Origin of the sequence: Laceyella sacchari (genome assembly GCF_004343255.1) — a bacterium.
Lineage (GTDB): Bacteria > Bacillota > Bacilli > Thermoactinomycetales > Thermoactinomycetaceae > Laceyella > Laceyella sacchari.
Genome location: NZ_SMDD01000001.1, coordinates 62870 through 80514 on the forward strand (window position 1 = coordinate 62870; position 17645 = coordinate 80514).

Consider the following 17645-nt stretch of genomic DNA (forward strand, 5'->3'; position numbering starts at 1 on the left):
GAAAGAGGAGGGCGCAACCCATGTTTAATACAGATTTGCCCAGTGGTCGCCGCAAATTGTTTGCGTTGGTGCTCGGCGTGTTTCTCATCGTTGGATTTTCAGTTAAGTATTTGCTCATCTGGCTCGGTTGGGTGGGAGGCGCTGATCAGACCTCCCGCCCAACCCAGGAGCCGGTGGCCGAAGTTGGGTCTGACACGGAGTCTACTTCGGTGACTCCTGAAGAGGTGGCACAGGCGAAACGGGTCGCCGAACAGTTTATTCAAGCTTATACGACGGTAGATTTTAAACAACGAGACGCTTGGCTGGCGTCACTAAAAAATCTGACTACGCCTTCCCACTATGCGGTGTTGGAGCAAGAGGCGACCCAGTCCCGTTCGCCAGAAGACACGGTGTCCACGGCTTTCTCCAAACCAGGCAGAATGGATTGTGAGGCGGTGGCACATCGCGTTTCCTGTCTCGCGGAAGTGATCGTGTTGGAAAAAGGGCCGAAGGAGTCCCTGCCGGTGGAGCGGATTTACCAGCTGCTCTTAAGCGCTGACGGGGAGCGCTGGGTAGTGGAGGAGGCGCAAGCACGTGGCAACTTCGAGTAGACCAGCGACCGTCACGATCAAGAAGCCGTACATCATTCAAGGCAGAAAAGAAAAAACCGGCCGTGAAGCGAAAGTGCTGTTTCTTTCCATCTTGGCTGGTGGGGGGATTTTCTTTCTGTTTGTCTGTGCGCTACTAGGACTTCTCTTCTTGAATCTCTTTACTGAGGGACAAACGGGGAGCGAAGTGGAACAATGGGAAGTGGCGGAAGGCTTCCCGCAGGTGGCGCAAAAATATCTGCCTATTTATCAAGCGGCTGCCAAGAAGTATGGGGTGCCATGGCATATTTTAGCCGCTATCCACAAGGTGGAAACCAACTTTGGCCAAGATTTGAGTGTGAGTTCGGTGGGGGCGAAGGGCCATACCCAGTTTATGGATAAAACGTGGGTCGGCTGGTCTTATCCGGGGGGAACAGCGCTCGGGGATTTGCCTGATTCTGTGGACATCACCGACCCGAGTCTCATCGCTAAATACGGCGGTTACGGGGTGGATGGCAACGGGGATGGCAAGGCCGATCCGTATGATCCTGTTGATGCCATTTACGCCACAGCCAATTATCTGGCGGCCAATCACAGCCAAGGTGAAGATTGGTTTGGCAGGAAGGGGCCCATCTGGCGCTACAACCATGATTATGAGAATTATGTGTTGAAGGTTAAACGGTATGCTGATTCGTTTGCCCACCCTGTTCTGACGGCGGAAGGAACCGGGATTTCAACTGGCCAATTTGTTTGGCCCGTGCCAGGGGGACGCATCACATCGCCCTTCGGCATGCGTTTTCATCCAATAAAGAAAGTGTACACCTATCACGAGGGATTAGATATCGCCAACCGAGCGGGCAGCCCGATCTTGGCCAGTGACGGAGGCGTGGTGGCGGAGTCGCGTGAAGCCAGCGGTTACGGGTGGATGTTGGTCATTGACCATGGCAATGGGTTTCGTACATTGTATGCGCATATGTACCCTGAAGACGTCAAAGTCCGCGTCGGCCAAAAAGTCTCCAAGGGGCAAGTGATCGCCTTGGTGGGGTCAAACGGATGGAGCACCGGCCCGCACTTGCATTTTGAGGTGCGGAAGAACGGGCAGCTGATTGACCCTAGCTTGGTGGTGAAGCAGTGAGCGGGCAGATGGCGTAGAGGTTGTCTCATGCTAGATGGCGAATTTGTAAAAGGATATGTTTGTCGAAAATGTGACAATGAAGTGGGCATTTCGGCAGAAAGGTGGGAGTATGTTGTTCGGTGAGTGGAATAAAGTTCCAAAAGGCGGCAATGACCAGCTCAGCCTTGTCGCAAGATATTTTTTCTTTGGCGTTCTCGGCTTAGGTCTGTTGATCGGTGTCTTGTACGTTTGGCGGTTCCTGGAGGGACTGTTTGGTGAGCGAGGAAAGGCCGAGGAAGCGAAGGAAGCGGTCAGTAACACTTTTCAATGGCTTGGCGGCCAATTGTCATCTTGGATTCCGCTCGTCATTCTCTTAGCGATTATCATTATTGGAGCGATTGTCGGTACTCAGCTGATGACCAAGTCCCATTATCGGAAACGGGCGGAGGAGCAAGTGCGTTACTTGCGGATTCTGCCGTCTAATCGCATCGAATTGGACCTGGATAAAATAGAAGAATTGACGAGAACATTTGGGGGCATGGTTCGTCCCATCCGGATGCGCCTGCGGTACGGCCGCCCATGGTTTCGACTCCGGTTTGCTCTGCCGGCAAACAGTAAGGAGATCGGCATTTATCTCGCTTATCCGGGGGATAAGGAAAACAGTGTGAAAGACACGCTACGTAGTGTTTATCCCGCGGCAGAACTGCATGATATCCCGGAGGAGCAATTCCCGGGACCGGACAAAGGTGGTTCGGGCGGACACTTTATCTTTAAGATTGGTCAGAACAAAGGGTTGCCGCTCGCTTCGTTGAGTCAGAAGAAACAGAGTCAATTGGGTAGCATATTGAACTGTTTGCGGCCGGGAACGTATCTGGATCTTCAATTCTCTCCTGTCAGCTGGAAAGAGGTGGAGGAGCGGACGGAAGATGCTGTCGATGACTTGAAGCGGAAAAAAACGAAAGATATGGACCCGGAAGAGCGCTCCCGCCGTGTCAGCTTGGTGCAACGCTTCACCGGGCGGGAACTGAGCTTTCATGTGCGATTGTCGGTCTGGTCTAATTCTGAAAACGCCGTCTCTGTCGTGCGCTCTACCGCTGAATCAGTGGAAACGGCGCTCAAATACGATGGAGCGATCCAATTCATCCGCCATGACTGGTGGAATCCATTGAGAGACAACAATTTGGTTCCGATTCCATATCCTTGGACGATTATGACGTGGACGGGGGATGAGATTGCCAATCTTTTGCATATTCCGCCGTCTAATCACTACATTTACCAGGAAGCGAAGGAAGAAGGCCCTGACACGCGCGGTTATATCGTGCACTTGGAAGACAACCAACGCTCTTTGAAGCCAGATGAATGGACCGAAGGCGTCTTGATCGGGAAAATCCATCATCCGCTCGAACAGCGGGAAGTGCGCGTTCACTACGAACAGCTCAGCAAACACTTCATCTTGACCGGGGCCAGCGGGATGGGAAAATCAAGCTTGGCCGTGGAAATGATTCAATCCATTTTGGATGAGTGGTTCGATAACCCCGATGAAGCACCAGGCTTCACCATCATCGACCCGGCACGGGAGATCATTCCCATCATCGAGAACCGACTGCGCATCGCCGAGAAGGTAGGGGTGAATATACCAAAAGAGAAGATTCACCATTTCAACCTCACCCACGATGCGACCCATGTTCCGTCATTAAACTTGTTGCACAAAGTTGAAGGAATGTCGACCAACCAGTTGGCTGAACAGCTGGCGACGGTGCTGGTGACGTTTGAAGAAGCGGATGAGGCGCTGTCCCGCTCCAAACGCCTCATGGCGATGGCAATCCAAAGTTTGTTGGAAGATAGTGAAACGCACACTATCTTGGGCATTGATGATATTTTCCGCAACAAAGCGTTTCGCAACCAAGTGATTCAAAACGTGCAGGACCCTTATGTCAAGCGCTTCTGGGCCAATGTAGACGAAGCGGAATTAAAGCGGGAGGCGGAGCGGGTTTTGCACCGGATTGACCGTTTGCTGCAAAGTCCGACCATGCGCCGGCTGTTCTGCCAGAAAGAGATGAGCTTGGATATCAATAAATACATGGATGAAGGCCATCTGGTGATGTTTGATACTTACGGGCTCAAAGATTATGACATCCTGGTAACCATCGGGCAGCTGATCAACCAGTATTACCAAGTAGCCCGTAAACGAACCACAGGCTCCAAATTCCATTTGATGATGGTGGATGAAGTGCACTTGGTGCAAATTCCGCTACTGACGGAAATCCTGCAAGAAGACCGCAAGTATCCGTTTGGCATGGGATTGATCACGCGTGAAATCGACCATTTCAACAACGAGGAATTGATGCAGGCCATCCGGTCCAATATTGGGATGGTGTTGAGTTGCGGACAAACAGAAGGGTCGGACGAAGTGGAAAGCATTACGCGTAAACATGTTACATCCAGCTTCTTGGAGAAATTGCCAGAACGGCACGCCGCCGTATACATCCGCTCAAAGCGGCGCCAACGCAGTGATGTGACCACCTGTGTCGTGCAGAATGAACCGCCGGTGGTCTATCGGCCCGATGGAAAAGTGGCAGATCACCGCACCAAGGAGAAAGATGATGCCTTGCAGTGGGGACTGGAGTGGGGTTTGGAGATCATGAAGGAGTCATCCGAAGTTCGTCCAATCGAAGAAGTGGATCGCGAAATCGCCGAATATATGAACCAGTCCCTCTATTTTGACAAGCGCTCCGAATCAGCGAATTAAAAGAGACTGCCGATCCCGCGCCTGCCGGGATCGGTTTGCTACCAAGAGACCGAGGGGTGGAGGCGAAGACGATGTTCAATATGTTTAAGGCGATATTCCATTTGTTTCGGTCAGTCATCCTATTTGTGGAAGTCGCGTTCATTTCTTATGTGGTGGGAAGTTCCATCCAATCCACCTCGCTTATGGTGATTTCGTTTGTCGTATTTTGCGCCTTACTGTTCTGGTCGGCCACACTTAGTATTACTATTGCCTGGGTGGTACTAGGGTTTTCTATGTTTCACTTTCATATGGATCAAAACATCCTGACGAGCGCGGTAGCCGCTGTCATCATGGGCTTATTGCGCTTGGTTGTTTGGAAATTGATGACGTATATCAAAAAATAACCTAACCACCAAATATAAGCTTTCTGGCGTGTTTCTTGAAGGTTTCAAAAGTAGCAGGAAGGGCGCATAGAATAAAGGGAACCGGCTGAGTCGAAAGCGGGCAATCTGAGATGCGATGGTTGCCCGCGCCCAAGGTTCAATAACGATGCCATTTTCCGCTAAAGCGACCAAAAGTGCAGGCTCAACACCACCTTCAAGCCTACAGCCGTAAGCTGTGTTCGGCAACTCCATATACCTGAAGCGCTTCATCTGTTATACTGACAAGGATGAATTCGCAGATGGAGGGTTGGTCTGTGCAACGGAAGTGGATGGTATATTACGTCATCTTGATTGCGGTGTTTTTGGCTGGCCGGTGGGGTATGCTCATGTGGCTTGGCTTTTCGATGGAGCAAGCGACCCAGTGGCAACGCACGTTGTATGTTGGATGGGTACATGTGTTCATTTTGGGTTTCTTGGTGCCGCCGTTTGTGTGGCTGGCTCGCAAAATTCTTGCTCTGGTTAAAGAGCGGGTGCAGTCGCCAGCTTTGCGGATCTTCACGCAGTTTTACAGCATGGTGTTTTTGCTCATGCTTTTTGTGACGATATATTACAGTTTCCTTTTGTCTTTTTAAGGGTGATGGCATCCAACCGATGGGGTTTGGGTGCTATTTTGTTTGGAGCGAAGGGTGTGGGGCAACATGATTTATAGGATTGAGGATAAGTCCGCCATCAGGGAGCAGGCTGGTTTTCTTGTTTAAACAGGGGAAGTTTGGTGGCACGCACTGGATGTGACTGACAGGAGGTGGGAACATGAGGGCGGATCGGTTGCTTTCCATTTTATTGTTTCTACAGCAACGCGGGAAAATGACCACCAAAGAGCTGGCACAAGCCTTGGAAGTTTCCGTGCGCACGATTCACCGTGACATGGATGCTTTGAGCGCGGTTGGTATCCCGGTTGTGGCCGAACGGGGAAAAACCGGGGGTTGGCGCCTCTTGGATGATTTTCGTGCGAAGTTGACGGTGCTTAATCGGGAAGAGATTTCGTCTTTGTTTATTGCGCCTTCACTGCATGTGTTGCAAGATTTGGGGATAGCTGGGCAAGCACGGCTGGCGCGGCAGAAATTGATGGCCGCTATGCCAAGTGCTTATCGCCAGGCAGCAGAGCAGATATGGGAACGCATCTATGTTGATACCAGCACATGGAGGCAGACCACGGACAGGGTTCGGTTTTTTAGGGAGATACAACAGGCGGTGTGGCGTGAGCAACGGGTGCGTATGCGATATGAACGCGCAGACGGGCACATCGTGGAGCGGAAGATCGATCCGCTGGGCTTGGTGGCAATGGGAAGCAAGTGGTATGTTGTCGCGCGGACTGGAGAAGGCATGCGCACCTACCGGATGAGCCGCATCCAAGCGGTGGATCGGTTGGAAGAAACCTTCATCCGCCCTGCCTCATTTCGGCTGGCCGATTATTGGCACGAGTCGAAACAAGCCTTTGTGGAAAACCTTCCGCAATATCGGATTGAAGTGGAGTTGTCCCCGGCAATTGTAGAGCGACTTCGGTTTGGCGGACGCATTGTTAAAGAGATTCAAACGGACACCCCCTTGCCAGATGGATGGATTCCTGCCACTCTGTGGTTTGATGTAGAACAAGAGGCGGCAGAGTATGTATTGGGTTTTGCTGATCAGATACGGGTGCGTGCCCCGGCCACGCTCCGAACGAAAATTATCCAGATGGCACAGGCAGTGCTACAGCACTACGGGCGGCACATGGACGGCCAAGGCGAACTTCCCTGAAGGTACATACCACAGAGGTGCAACAACTAACTCTAGGCAGTCTCTGATAAACAGGTGCATTTTTGTTTTCCCGCGAAACTCCCCAAATCTGGGGGAGTTTTTGCATAGCTTGGCCCAATCAGGGGATGCTAATGGAAAACAAAGGAAAATCGGAGGCTGGATTATGCCGCGAATCATTGCAGTGGGAACCGCTGTTCCGCCCTACGAACTCCGCCAGATTGAAGCCAGACAGTTTGCGAAGCGCCTGTTTGGAGAGACTTTTCCAGGTATTGAAAGGCTGTTAAAGATCTTTGAAAACACGGCCATAGCTACACGATATGTGAGCAAACCGCTTGAATGGTTTGAGAGGGAGCATTCATTTCAAGAGAAAAATGAAGCGTATGTAGAAACAGCATGTCGTCTGGGCGCAGAAGCGATTCAGCGTTGTTTGGCGCAAACTGATATCGCATTGGATGAAATTGACCATCTGCTGGTTGTCTCCACGACCGGCATGGCCACCCCCAGTTTAGACGCCAGGCTGATTAATTACTTGGGCTTGCGTAACAACGTGAAACGTACGCCGATCTGGGGGCTGGGTTGTGCCGGAGGAGCGGCGGGATTGGCACGGGCTGCGGCGTTTGCCAAAGCTTGCCCCGGCGACCGCGTGCTGTTGGTTGCGATAGAATGTTGTAGCTTGACTTTCCGCCGCCAAGACCGTAGCAAAAGCAACTTAGTAGCCACGTCGCTGTTTGGGGATGGAGCGGCTGCCGTTCTGGTAACGGAAGGGACAGGAGAAGCTCGATCCGATGGGGTTTACTGGGAAGTTACCGATGCTGCCAGCTATTGTTGGCCGGACTCGCTAGATGTCATGGGTTGGGATTTTATGGATGATGGGTTGAAGGTGATTTTTTCCAGGGACATTCCCACTTTGATCAAGCAAGAAGTCAAAGGGGTGTTAGAGCCGTTTTTGGCTACCCATCAGTTGACCGTCCCCCGGCTTGACCGCTTATTTATGCATCCAGGCGGGAAGAAGGTGCTGGAGGCTTATGAGGAAGCGTTAGGTATGTTTCCTGACAAGTTGGCGAGTGCCTACCGGGTGTTGAAGCAATATGGCAACATGTCCTCGGCCACAGTCTTGTTTGTGTTGGAACAAGACTTGCGCCGCCAACCGTTGCTTTCGGGAGAGAGGGGGTTGCTGGCTGCTTTGGGGCCGGGATTTAGCTTGGAAATGGTTTTATTACAAGCGAAGGGGGGAGAGAGATGAATCAATGGGAATGGGGACTGTTGCTGTTTGTGATCCTGCAACGCTTCGGTGAGTGTTGGATGGCGGAGAAAAATGCTCGATGGATGAAAGCGAAGGGTGCGGTTGAAATCGGACGGGAGCATTATCCGTTGCTGGTCACGGTTCACGTCTTGCTGTTTGTGGGCCTAATTGTGGAGTGCTTGGGATATGGAGCACAACCGCCATCATGGTGGATGGTGCCGTTCATCATTTTTGTGTTGGCGCAAGTGGCGCGTATCTGGTGTATTCGTTCGTTGGGGCGGTGCTGGAATACGCGCATCCTGCTCGTCCCGGGGCAAGAACCGCGGGTAAAAGGGCCGTACAAATACCTGCGGCATCCCAATTATCTGGTGGTGATCATGGAGTTAATCTGTTTACCCTTGATGTTGGGGGCATTTGTAACCATGGTGGTGGTGTCAGTGTTTAATGCGTTCCTCCTCTTTGGCGTGCGAATTCCGGCTGAAGAACGGGCGTGGCGAGAATGGACATGTTATGAAGAGCGGATGCCGACACGGCGGATGTGAGAAAGGCTGGCCGTGTGAAACCGGATGCTTGATGAAGGCGAGAGCCGTTGGGTGAGTAGTGATGCGTTGACATCGTGCATGATTATTTGCATGCACACTGACCGCGATCACTATAAGCCAGTTCGGGAAGCGATGCAGATGGTAAATCTGCAATAAGACAAATGATGATTGCTGGTAAAGAAGCTACTCTTTAATAAGAGTGGCTTTTTTATTTGGATAGTTGTTATAACAACTAGATGATAAGATAAATCATTGTTTTCTGAATAGGGATATGATTAAATAAAAATAGAAAGATTTATTAAAATACTGAAAACATTATCTATATCTTGGGATGAACAGGGGGATGGAAATGAACAAACGCCGCTTATGTGCATTGTCGGTTGTCATCCTGCTATTGGCTGCTCTTTTGCCCATCGGCGTTTTCGCCGCCAGCGAATGGGCGCCCCATGTTAATTATCAGCAGGGGGATCAGGTGACATATCAGGGGAATGTATATTCCTGCTTGCAATCGCATACATCGTTGCCTGGCTGGGAACCGCCAAATGTGCCTGCGCTGTGGAAGCTGGTTTCTTCCGGCTCTGATGATACTACGGCACCAAGTGCTCCGGCTAATTTGAAAGTGACTGGCAAATCGGCAAGCAGTGTCAGCTTGTCTTGGACAGCGTCCACGGATAATGTGGGAGTGGTCGCCTATGAAGTGTATAACGGCGCCAACTTGGCAGGTGTAAGCAACCAGACGCAATACACGGTTACGGGGCTCAGTGCTAACACATCTTATACTTTTACGGTCAAAGCGAAGGACGCGGCTGGCAATCGATCCGGTGCGAGCAATAGTGTGACGGTGACCACTGATTCCTCGGATGACGGGGGTGGCGCACCAGCTGGCGACAAATTGTTGATCGGATACTGGCATAATTTTGACAATGGCTCCACCACGCTCAAGCTGGGGGAGGTGTCAAGCAAATATGACGTGATTCAAGTGGCGTTCGCTGAACCAAGTGGACAAGCTCCTGGGCATATGCAATTTACTCCTTATAATGCGACACCCGAACAATTTAAAGCCGACATCGCTCGCCTCAAACAGATGGGCAAGAAAGTGTTGATCTCGATTGGCGGGGCTAATGGTCATATTCAACTCCATGATGCGACCGCCAAACAAAACTTCATTAATTCAATGAAAAACATTATTCAGACCTATGGTTTCAACGGTATGGATATCGATTTGGAAGGCAGTTCCCTTGCGGTTGGGTCCGGGGATACGGACTTTAAGCATCCAACTACCCCCATCATTGTAAACATGATTGACGCCATTCGATCCATTTGTGACTCGTTCGGCAGTGATTTTATGTTGACGATGGCGCCGGAAACGGCTTATGTGCAAGGGGGATACCTGTCATACGGTGGTCCTTGGGGCGCTTACTTGCCGGTGATCCATGCGCTTCGGGACAAGTTGACCTTCATTCATGTGCAACATTATAATTCTGGTTCGATGGTCGGCTTAGACGGCAAGAGTTATACACAAGGGACGGCTGATTTCCAAGTGGCCATGGCCGAGATGCTGTTGCAAGGGTTCCCGGTGGGCAACAATCCGAACAACGTGTTCCCGGGATTAAGAGAAGATCAGGTGGCGATCGGCTTGCCGGCAAGTCCGTCAGCGGCTTCGGGTGGTTACACCACTCCGGACAACATTGATAAGGCGTTGAAGTACTTGGTGAAAGGCCAATCGTACGGTGGAGCGTACAAGCTGGTCAAAACGGGTGGCTACCCCGGTTTCCGCGGTGTAATGACTTGGTCGATCAATTGGGATGCCGCTTCCGGCCATGCGTTTTCCAACCCCGTTCGCAATTCGCTTGATTCGTTGAAATAACAAAGAAAAACTCCCGCCAGTGCAAACCCACTGGCGGGAGTTTTTTTCACAGGCGGTTTAGCCTGCTTTTTTGTCAGATTTCTTTTCCCACACTTCAATCCCTTTCAAGCCGGGGAGGCTGTCGGAATAGAAGACAGGGTCAAGGCCTGCTCTTTTTTGTTCAATATAGTGGTTGAGCGCTTTAAAGGCGATGCCGCCCAACAAGCCGATCGCCACCATGTTGGTGATCGCCATCAGGCCCATAAATAAGTCGGCCATATCCCATACGATTTGCACCTTGCTGACTGAACCCCAGATGACCATGCCGACGACGGCCAAGCGGTAAATGGTCAGCCATACTTTGCTGTTGCGGATAAATTCGATGTTGGTTTCGCCATAGTAGTAGTTACCGATCAAGCTGGAGTAGGCGAAGAACAAGATAGCAAAAGACAGGAAATGTCCGGCCCACGCACCGACTTCCGCGCTCAGGGCGTTTTGGGCGATGACGATACCCGGCAGTTCGCTATTGGTGAATTCTCCGGAGATCAACACGATCATGGCACTGGAGCTACAGATGAGCAAGGTGTCTACAAACACGCCCAATGACTGGATAAATCCTTGTTTTACCGGATGGGTTACATCCGCTGTGGCCGAAGCGTTGGGTGCACTCCCCATTCCCGCTTCGTTGGAGAAAAGGCCGCGTTTGATCCCTTGCATCATCGCGGCGCCAATACCACCGCCTACCACTTGCTCCAAACCAAAGGCACCCATAAAGATATGTTTGAAGACCGTGGGAATCGCAGACAGGTTCGTTACAACAACATATAGTGCCAACAGGATATAAGCGATCGCCATAACCGGAACGATCAGCTCAGACGCTTTGGCGATCCGTTTCACCCCACCGAAGATGATGAAAGCAAATGTGCCGGCGAGGACCAAACCGAAGATGGCGCGGTCAAATCCGTAGTTGGATTCAAAGGCCACCGTGATCGTATTGGCTTGCACGGCGTTGAAAACCAAGCCGAAGCAAATGGTGATCAAAACGGCGAACAAGATTCCCATCCAACGTTGTCCGAGGGCTTTTTCCATATAGTAGGCCGGTCCGCCCCGGAATGTGTCTCCGTCCTTGATTTTATAGATCTGGGCGAGCGTCGCTTCTACAAATGCCGAAGCCGCTCCGACCAGCGCGATCAGCCACATCCAGAAGACTGCGCCCGGGCCGCCCAAGGCAATCGCCGTTGCCACACCCGCGATGTTACCTACACCGACGCGCGCGGCAGTGCTGATGCAAAACGCTTGGAAGGAAGAGATTCCGTTCTTGTTGTTGCCGCGCCCTTCGCCCAACAGACGCATCATTTCACCGACAAAGCGGAATTGGGCGAATTTTGAACGAAATGTAAAATACAATCCCAAGACGATCAACAAGGTAATGATGATATAAGTCCATAAAAAGTCATTAATCTGTGTAACCAATTGCCCTAGCATTTCCACGATCTCGTCACCTCTTTTCATAAAAAAGACACAACCTTACCAAATTCTTTTATATCATAAATGTTTTACTAAGTCATTGGATTAATTTTACAAACTGACTGATATTCTACAACAAATAGTGGTTGTCAGGCCGTTTTCTGTTTTACGTGAAGCGAGATGTGGGGGCAGGGGGATTTTCCAAGGAAGGCCATAAACGGAGGATGTCGGCCAACTGATCGTGTGAGTAACGGGCCAACATCCTCTATCGGCTAGAGGTGTGCAGTGTTATAATATTCTGCCTATTCCCAGCGAGAAAAATCGCGTTCCCGGGCACGCGAATAGACATCGTTGGGATTACGGGGGCGCTCCGCGATGCGCAATCCGACAGACAGGAAGTAGATGGTTTGCTCAGCGGGCACATAGCGGTACAGTAAGCGCATGTTGGGGCGTTGCCGTTTGCGCGGTCGGCCGATGGAGAAAAATTTTTTTTTGCGGAATCCGGTAAGTGGGGGATATTTGAGCAAAGCGGCCTTGGTTGGGTTGCGCAGGACCTGTTCAACGGCACGGTCGATTTGTATCAGGCATTCTTGAAATTTCTTTTTTCCCAGCACCGTGTGCAGAAATGCGAGATCATCACGGAAGCATGGATGGTAAACCTCTTTCATCGTCAAGGAGTCCTTTTGGTTTCGGCCAGTTGTGATAGAAACTGGAGTCGGGTTTGATGGGGGGATTTTTCGATCCATTCGGTGCTGGCAATTTGGAGGCGTTCAGCCATTTCATCGGCGAGGCGCAAGTCTTCATGCATATTCTCCAATTCTTCCAAACGGTCCAACAGCTGCTCATACGCTTTAATATCTAAAATGACGGCGCGAAGCTCGTTATTGTGCACCAACCCCAACTTTTGAAACGCGTGCAGTTTCTCTTCAAATAATTGGTCTTTGCTGATCTCTTTCAATTCATTGGCGGAGATCAGTTCTTCACGGGCAAATGCTCTAGACATGCGAGACAGTCTCCTCTCGTCTGATCATCCTGTTCCTTGTACCTGGAATGCATTCGTGCTGTATTTTATTCCAGGCACCTCCTAGTGTAGAAAACTCCTATTTTCATTATACATCGAATCTGCGTAAAAAGAGACGCATGGCATGAGAAAAAAGGGCTTCCCCTTTCGAGGGAGCCCTTCGGATCAGCCCAGTCGACGTTTGGCGTATCTCGCTAATGCCGGGTGTGCTGCTTGCAGTTGTTCATGCAGTTGTTGAAACGTGTCGCGAATATCCCATTGTGCTTCGGGTGAGGTGCGCAGATTGATCAGATGGTATAGTTCCCATAAGCTGGCCGTTATCGTGACCTGGCGATGATGGGCGTTGGTCACTGCGTATTGGGCGATGGAAGGGTTCCAATCTGCCAATTTCCGCACCACTGCTTCGGCTTCGTCAATGAAAGACTGATACCGTTCGGCCAGTCCGGCGGCTTCCACATGTGGCGGAGTTGTATAACCGAGGTGGACGGTCGGTTGGCCAAAGCTGAAGTGAGCACGTCGGTTGTGTCGCAACAGTTGATGCCAATTGGCTTCCGAGATGACCAACTCCATTTGGTAATGGAGATGTTGCAGTTCCGGAAGCGGATTGTCAAAGAAGCGCAAGTCCGACAAAGCGTCTTGGGCCAGCTGTTCCAGCTCGACGAGCGGCAAGGTTTCAGCGTGGGATTTCGCCGCATCGTAAGAGAGGCCGGCGTAAGTGACCAGCATCTGGGTGGCCAACAGGGTCAGGGCGTCGCGGTATTCCGGCAAGCGGGTGAACCGTGCGTGGGGGCCCTTGATGGCCTGGGTGGTTGGCTGGATTGTGCCGAATCGATCGCTTAGCTTGCGCCGCGCTTCGGCCACATAGGCGTTGGGTTCAACGTATTTGAGCAAGGTGGGGATCACTTGGCTAATCTCCCGTTCCATGTCACGCGCCAACTGCCGGGATTCGGCCTGTTCGCTAGTTAAGAGGGCGACCAGTGTGTCGCGCAGTGCGCGGCCGTTCCCAGTCATGCCCAAGTTGGTCAGCGTAGCCAGAGTGAGCACGTAGCGGGCATCTTCAAACGCGATTTTTTCAACTCTTGATTGGTAAGCGCGAGGCGATTCCCCTTCGTTTTGTGGAATAGCTTGCTTGAGGTAAGGAATGAGACCCGCCATCAACGCTTCGTATGTATCGTACGCTTTGTCTTGTAGCGCCAAGTAGTCGGCCTTCAATTCCGGTTGTTGTTCCAGCTCTTCAGGGATGTAAATGTCCCCGCGCGCAGGCCGCTGGTACCGCTGGCTGTACTCTGTGAAGCTGTTGAATGAATTGGCTAGTTCCAGTTCGGCGGAAGCGAGGCGGCTGATTTTCTCGATGCCGATATGGGCGACAGCATGTTCGGCGACGCTGGAATGCCCATAGCCAACCACCCATTTTTCATGGAAGCGCGCCGCTTTTTCTGAATAAGAGGTGGCCAGTCCGCCGCTTTGTTCGTTTACCGCCAGCTCGTCGTCGGCAAGCAACTTCGCCAGATTGTCGCGAAAACTGAGCGAACTGCGGCTCACATAGGCGAAGATTACCGCAATCACTTCTTCCGGCAAGTTGAAAATGGTGTAGACATTCCGGTCCAAATTGGACACATAACGGGTTAGATCAACCTTGTGCTCAGTGTTCATCTCATTCATCCCTCCTGCATTCATCATTCCATTCTAACAAAATTTGTCCGCCTGTAGGCATGGGGATTGCAACCATGTTCATCCAGTGTAGGGAGGCCGTGGGCAAACTGTGGTTGGAGAGGGAAGGGGTTTCTCCCCTTGGCACATTAAGGTATGATGAATCGTAGAGTAATATTTGCTAGAAGTATGCGATGGGGGGATTTTTTATGGCAATATATAAAGCTTTAACCATAGCCGGATCCGACAGCAGCGGGGGAGCGGGCATCCAGGCCGATTTGAAAACATTCCAGGAGCTTTGTGTGTACGGCATGACCGCTTTGACCACCATCGTGGCCATGGACCCGGACAATCGCTGGAATCACTTGGTATTCCCCGTAGACATGAATGTCGTTCGTGAACAATTGAAAACGATAGTGGACGGCATTGGCATTCATGCCTTGAAAACAGGTATGCTCGGCTCAGTGGAATTGATTGAGCTGGCGGCCGATACGATTGACAAAGCGGGCGTGCCAGCCGTGATCGATCCGGTCATGGTTTGCAAAGGCACGGATGAGGTATTGCACCCCGAACTGGCAGACGCTTTGCGCGAAGTGCTAGTGCCCAAGGCGACTGTGGTTACTCCCAACCTCTTTGAAGCCGGACAATTGAGCAAGCTTGGTCCGATCACCACGGTTGAACAAATGAAAGAAGCTGCCGGCATAATCCATGGCTTGGGGGCACAAATCGTCGTGGTCAAAGGCGGCGGCAAATTGCAACATGAAGCGGCAGTCGATGTCCTGTATGACGGGAAGTCGTTTGAAGTGATGGAAAGCGAACGGATTGAAACCACCTACACGCACGGGGCCGGATGCACGTACTCAGCGGCCATCGCTGCGGAATTGGCCAAGGGCCGGCCGGTGCGGGAAGCAATTGAGACGGCCAAAGCTTTCATCACCGAGGCGATTCGTCATTCATTCCCGCTGAACCAGTATGTTGGTCCCACCCTGCATGCGGCACAACGGATATATGGGAAAAACTAAGTCACATTATGACATAGATAACCACGCTCCTTCGCACAAGGGGCGTTTTTTATTGCGGCGTACTCGACAACCGAAATCTGGTAAATCAAAAATGCTTAGTTTTGGGATATATAAATTAAATGTTGAAGGATTAACTTACGAATTGGTAGAATATATTGAGTTAAAAATATTTTTAATCTAATAAAAAACAGGTAATCATTCTGTACATTCCCAATTCACACACTACGGTGTATCCCTGAGGTGATCCAATGACCCAACCTGTGTTGGAGATTCAGCACTTGAAGTTGCATTTTTTTACAGATAAAGGTGTGGTGAAAGCGGTGGATGGGCTGGATCTCACCATTCGCGAAGGGGAGATCGTGGGCTTGGTCGGTGAGTCCGGCTGCGGCAAGAGCGTGACGTCTTTGGCCGTGATGGGCTTGGTGCCCCAACCTCCTGGCAAGATCGTGGACGGATCGATCCGGTTTCAAGGCACCGACCTGACTAAAGCGAGTCAGCGGGAACTGCGGCAGATTCGCGGCAAAGACATGGCCATGATCTTTCAAGAGCCGATGACCTCGCTCAATCCACTGTTTACCATCGGCAACCAATTGATTGAAGCGGTTCGTGCTCACCGGTCGTGTAGCAAGGCCGAAGCTCGGGAGTTGGCACGGGAGATGCTGGAAAAAGTCGGAATAGCCCGGAAAGGCGTTTTGGATGAGTATCCGCATCAGCTGTCCGGTGGGATGAGACAACGGGTTATGATCGCCATGGCCATGATTTTGAACCCTCGCCTGTTGATTGCCGATGAGCCGACGACCGCACTGGATGTCACCATTCAAGCACAGATTCTTGAGTTGATGCAACGCTTGAACGAAGAGTTTGGCACGGCGATCCTTTTGATCACGCACGACCTTGGTGTCGTCGCCGAGATGTGCGACCGGATTGTAGTCATGTACGCCGGGCAAGTAGTGGAGGAAACCGACCGATACCGCTTGTTCAGACAGCCTCGACACCCTTACACTCAAGGGTTGTTGCAATCGATTCCCAAATTGGATGAGCAAAAGGAACGGTTGTATGCCATTCCGGGGCAAGTGCCCAATCCGTATCAGATGCCGGCGGGATGCCGGTTCGCTCCACGGTGCATGCAGGTGATGGATGTATGTAGGCAGGCAGTGCCGCCTTTGGCGCCGGTGGAACAAGGGCATGTAAGCCGTTGTTTTTTGCATCAGAAGGAGGAATCGCATCATGGCACTGATTGATGTGCGCAATCTGAAGAAAACGTTTCCCATCTACGGCGGGGTGTTGGGCAGAAAAGTGGGAGAAGTGGTAGCCGTCGATGACGTGAGCTTCTCTGTGGAACCCGGAGAAACGCTGGGGCTCGTCGGAGAAAGTGGTTGCGGCAAATCAACAACGGGTCGCACCATCATGCGCTTGTATGAGCCGACAGCGGGGGAAGTGGAGTTTGCCGGTAAGAAACTGTTTCAGCTCAAGGCAGAAGAATTGAGGCAGGTACGGCGGGACTTGCAGATGGTGTTTCAAGATCCCTTCGCATCGCTCAATCCACGCCAAAAAATATCCACTATTCTCGAAGAGCCGTTGATCGTTCATGGTTTGGGTGACGCACAGGAGCGCAAAGAGAAAGTGCGGGAATTGCTTCATGTCGTCGGGATGAATGAGAGCCACGCAGGCCGGTATCCGCACCAATTTAGCGGCGGCCAACGGCAACGGATCGGGATTGCTCGCGCCCTTTCTACCCGTCCTAAGCTGATTATTGCGGATGAACCGGTGTCAGCACTGGACGTTTCCATCCAATCCCAAGTGCTGAACTTGATGATGGATTTACAGGAGCAATTTGAGCTGACATACATCTTCATTGCACACGATCTCAGCGTGGTCAAGCACATCAGTGATCGGGTTGGCGTGATGTACTTGGGTCGCTTGGTCGAGCTGGCTCCCCGCGATGAGCTGTATAAAAAGCCACTTCACCCCTACACGGAAGCACTCCTGTCTGCTGTGCCGGTGCCCGATCCCGATGCCAAAAAAGAACGCATCATCTTGTCCGGAGACGTGCCAAGCCCAGATAACCCACCGAAAGGATGTGCTTTTCATCCACGTTGCCCCCATGTGATGGATGTGTGCAAAGAAACACGTCCTATCTTTGATGATGCCGGTGGTGGTCATTTTGTGGCTTGCCATTTGCATAACACAAAGGCATGAGTGACACTCTCGGTTTTCTCACCAAAGGGGGTGAGGGCCAAGCAACACCGAAGCAGGTTTTGATTTA

Annotated in this window: 16 protein-coding genes; 12 read left to right on the forward strand and 4 right to left on the reverse strand. The window is 51.4% G+C overall.

The window, feature by feature from the left end:
• Positions 1 to 20 precede the first annotated feature (20 nt).
• The 9 genes from EDC32_RS00335 (at position 21) to EDC32_RS00375 (ending at position 10240) form a co-directional block, all read left to right on the forward strand.
• A complete protein-coding gene (locus EDC32_RS00335) occupies positions 21 to 590 on the forward strand; it encodes a hypothetical protein (RefSeq protein WP_132219562.1) in 570 nt (189 codons plus the stop codon).
• The gene (locus EDC32_RS00340; protein WP_132219563.1) at positions 574 to 1701 is read left to right on the forward strand and encodes a peptidoglycan DD-metalloendopeptidase family protein; all 1128 of its coding nucleotides are present in this window, start codon (positions 574 to 576) and stop codon (positions 1699 to 1701) included. The genes EDC32_RS00335 and EDC32_RS00340 overlap by 17 nt, the downstream gene beginning before the upstream one ends.
• Before the next feature lie 109 nt (positions 1702 to 1810).
• The gene (locus EDC32_RS00345) at positions 1811 to 4429 is read left to right on the forward strand and encodes a type IV secretory system conjugative DNA transfer family protein (RefSeq protein ID WP_211341877.1); all 2619 of its coding nucleotides are present in this window, start codon (positions 1811 to 1813) and stop codon (positions 4427 to 4429) included.
• Between the two features lie 71 nt (positions 4430 to 4500).
• Positions 4501 to 4812 (forward strand): hypothetical protein, encoded by a 312-nt coding sequence (locus EDC32_RS00350; protein ID WP_132219565.1) that lies wholly within the window; start codon positions 4501 to 4503, stop codon positions 4810 to 4812.
• A gap of 278 nt (positions 4813 to 5090) precedes the next feature.
• Complete coding sequence (locus EDC32_RS00355; protein ID WP_022737752.1) at positions 5091 to 5423, forward strand: hypothetical protein; 333 nt, start codon at positions 5091 to 5093, stop codon at positions 5421 to 5423.
• A gap of 178 nt (positions 5424 to 5601) precedes the next feature.
• Positions 5602 to 6588, forward strand: coding sequence for a helix-turn-helix transcriptional regulator (locus tag EDC32_RS00360; RefSeq protein ID WP_132219566.1), 987 nt, complete (start codon positions 5602 to 5604; stop codon positions 6586 to 6588).
• 163 nt (positions 6589 to 6751) lie between these two features.
• The gene (locus EDC32_RS00365; RefSeq protein ID WP_132219567.1) at positions 6752 to 7831 is read left to right on the forward strand and encodes a type III polyketide synthase; all 1080 of its coding nucleotides are present in this window, start codon (positions 6752 to 6754) and stop codon (positions 7829 to 7831) included.
• Positions 7828 to 8373, forward strand: a complete 546-nt coding sequence (locus EDC32_RS00370) for an isoprenylcysteine carboxyl methyltransferase family protein (RefSeq protein WP_132219568.1) — start codon at positions 7828 to 7830, stop codon at positions 8371 to 8373. The genes EDC32_RS00365 and EDC32_RS00370 overlap by 4 nt, the downstream gene beginning before the upstream one ends.
• A 349-nt stretch (positions 8374 to 8722) precedes the next feature.
• A complete protein-coding gene (locus EDC32_RS00375; protein ID WP_132219569.1) occupies positions 8723 to 10240 on the forward strand; it encodes a chitinase in 1518 nt (505 codons plus the stop codon).
• Between the two features lie 57 nt (positions 10241 to 10297).
• Here EDC32_RS00375 and EDC32_RS00380 read toward each other — a convergent pair whose 3' ends face one another.
• The 4 genes from EDC32_RS00380 to EDC32_RS00395 all read right to left on the reverse strand — a co-directional run bounded on the left by EDC32_RS00380 (position 10298) and on the right by EDC32_RS00395 (position 14360).
• Complete coding sequence (locus tag EDC32_RS00380; protein WP_158283265.1) at positions 10298 to 11710, reverse strand: alanine/glycine:cation symporter family protein; 1413 nt, start codon at positions 11708 to 11710, stop codon at positions 10298 to 10300.
• A 278-nt stretch (positions 11711 to 11988) separates the two neighbouring features.
• Positions 11989 to 12354, reverse strand: coding sequence for a hypothetical protein (locus EDC32_RS00385; RefSeq protein ID WP_132219571.1), 366 nt, complete (start codon positions 12352 to 12354; stop codon positions 11989 to 11991).
• A gap of 2 nt (positions 12355 to 12356) precedes the next feature.
• Positions 12357 to 12689 carry a hypothetical protein gene (locus tag EDC32_RS00390; protein WP_132219572.1) on the reverse strand — a complete coding sequence of 111 codons (333 nt, stop codon included), beginning with the start codon at positions 12687 to 12689 and terminating at the stop codon, positions 12357 to 12359.
• A 183-nt stretch (positions 12690 to 12872) separates the two neighbouring features.
• Positions 12873 to 14360: an FAD-dependent thymidylate synthase gene (locus tag EDC32_RS00395; protein ID WP_211341878.1), complete on the reverse strand. Its 1488-nt coding sequence runs from the start codon at positions 14358 to 14360 to the stop codon at positions 12873 to 12875.
• A 206-nt stretch (positions 14361 to 14566) separates the two neighbouring features.
• Between EDC32_RS00395 and pdxK the strand changes: the two genes are divergently transcribed.
• The 3 genes from pdxK (at position 14567) to EDC32_RS00410 (ending at position 17578) form a co-directional block, all read left to right on the forward strand.
• Positions 14567 to 15379: a pyridoxine/pyridoxal/pyridoxamine kinase gene (pdxK, locus tag EDC32_RS00400; protein ID WP_132219574.1), complete on the forward strand. Its 813-nt coding sequence runs from the start codon at positions 14567 to 14569 to the stop codon at positions 15377 to 15379.
• A 248-nt stretch (positions 15380 to 15627) separates the two neighbouring features.
• A complete protein-coding gene (locus tag EDC32_RS00405) occupies positions 15628 to 16620 on the forward strand; it encodes an ABC transporter ATP-binding protein (protein ID WP_132219575.1) in 993 nt (330 codons plus the stop codon).
• Positions 16607 to 17578 carry an ABC transporter ATP-binding protein gene (locus EDC32_RS00410; protein WP_132219576.1) on the forward strand — a complete coding sequence of 324 codons (972 nt, stop codon included), beginning with the start codon at positions 16607 to 16609 and terminating at the stop codon, positions 17576 to 17578. The genes EDC32_RS00405 and EDC32_RS00410 overlap by 14 nt, the downstream gene beginning before the upstream one ends.
• The last annotated feature ends 67 nt before the right edge of the window (positions 17579 to 17645 follow it).

Excerpts from the sequence above, each read along its gene's own strand:
- EDC32_RS00405 (WP_132219575.1), top strand. The coding sequence starts at position 15,628 with ATGACCCAACCTGTGTTGGAGATTCAGCACTTGAAGTTGCATTTTTTT.
- EDC32_RS00370 (WP_132219568.1), top strand. The coding sequence starts at position 7,828 with ATGAATCAATGGGAATGGGGACTGTTGCTGTTTGTGATCCTGCAACGC.
- EDC32_RS00395 (WP_211341878.1), bottom strand. The coding sequence starts at position 14,360 with ATGAACACTGAGCACAAGGTTGATCTAACCCGTTATGTGTCCAATTTG.
- EDC32_RS00390 (WP_132219572.1), bottom strand. The coding sequence starts at position 12,689 with ATGTCTAGAGCATTTGCCCGTGAAGAACTGATCTCCGCCAATGAATTG.
- pdxK (WP_132219574.1), top strand. The coding sequence starts at position 14,567 with ATGGCAATATATAAAGCTTTAACCATAGCCGGATCCGACAGCAGCGGG.
- EDC32_RS00365 (WP_132219567.1), top strand. The coding sequence starts at position 6,752 with ATGCCGCGAATCATTGCAGTGGGAACCGCTGTTCCGCCCTACGAACTC.
- EDC32_RS00375 (WP_132219569.1), top strand. The coding sequence starts at position 8,723 with ATGAACAAACGCCGCTTATGTGCATTGTCGGTTGTCATCCTGCTATTG.
- EDC32_RS00335 (WP_132219562.1), top strand. The coding sequence starts at position 21 with ATGTTTAATACAGATTTGCCCAGTGGTCGCCGCAAATTGTTTGCGTTG.
- EDC32_RS00360 (WP_132219566.1), top strand. The coding sequence starts at position 5,602 with ATGAGGGCGGATCGGTTGCTTTCCATTTTATTGTTTCTACAGCAACGC.
- EDC32_RS00410 (WP_132219576.1), top strand. The coding sequence starts at position 16,607 with ATGGCACTGATTGATGTGCGCAATCTGAAGAAAACGTTTCCCATCTAC.
- EDC32_RS00345 (WP_211341877.1), top strand. The coding sequence starts at position 1,811 with ATGTTGTTCGGTGAGTGGAATAAAGTTCCAAAAGGCGGCAATGACCAG.
- EDC32_RS00350 (WP_132219565.1), top strand. The coding sequence starts at position 4,501 with ATGTTCAATATGTTTAAGGCGATATTCCATTTGTTTCGGTCAGTCATC.
- EDC32_RS00355 (WP_022737752.1), top strand. The coding sequence starts at position 5,091 with ATGGAGGGTTGGTCTGTGCAACGGAAGTGGATGGTATATTACGTCATC.
- EDC32_RS00385 (WP_132219571.1), bottom strand. The coding sequence starts at position 12,354 with ATGAAAGAGGTTTACCATCCATGCTTCCGTGATGATCTCGCATTTCTG.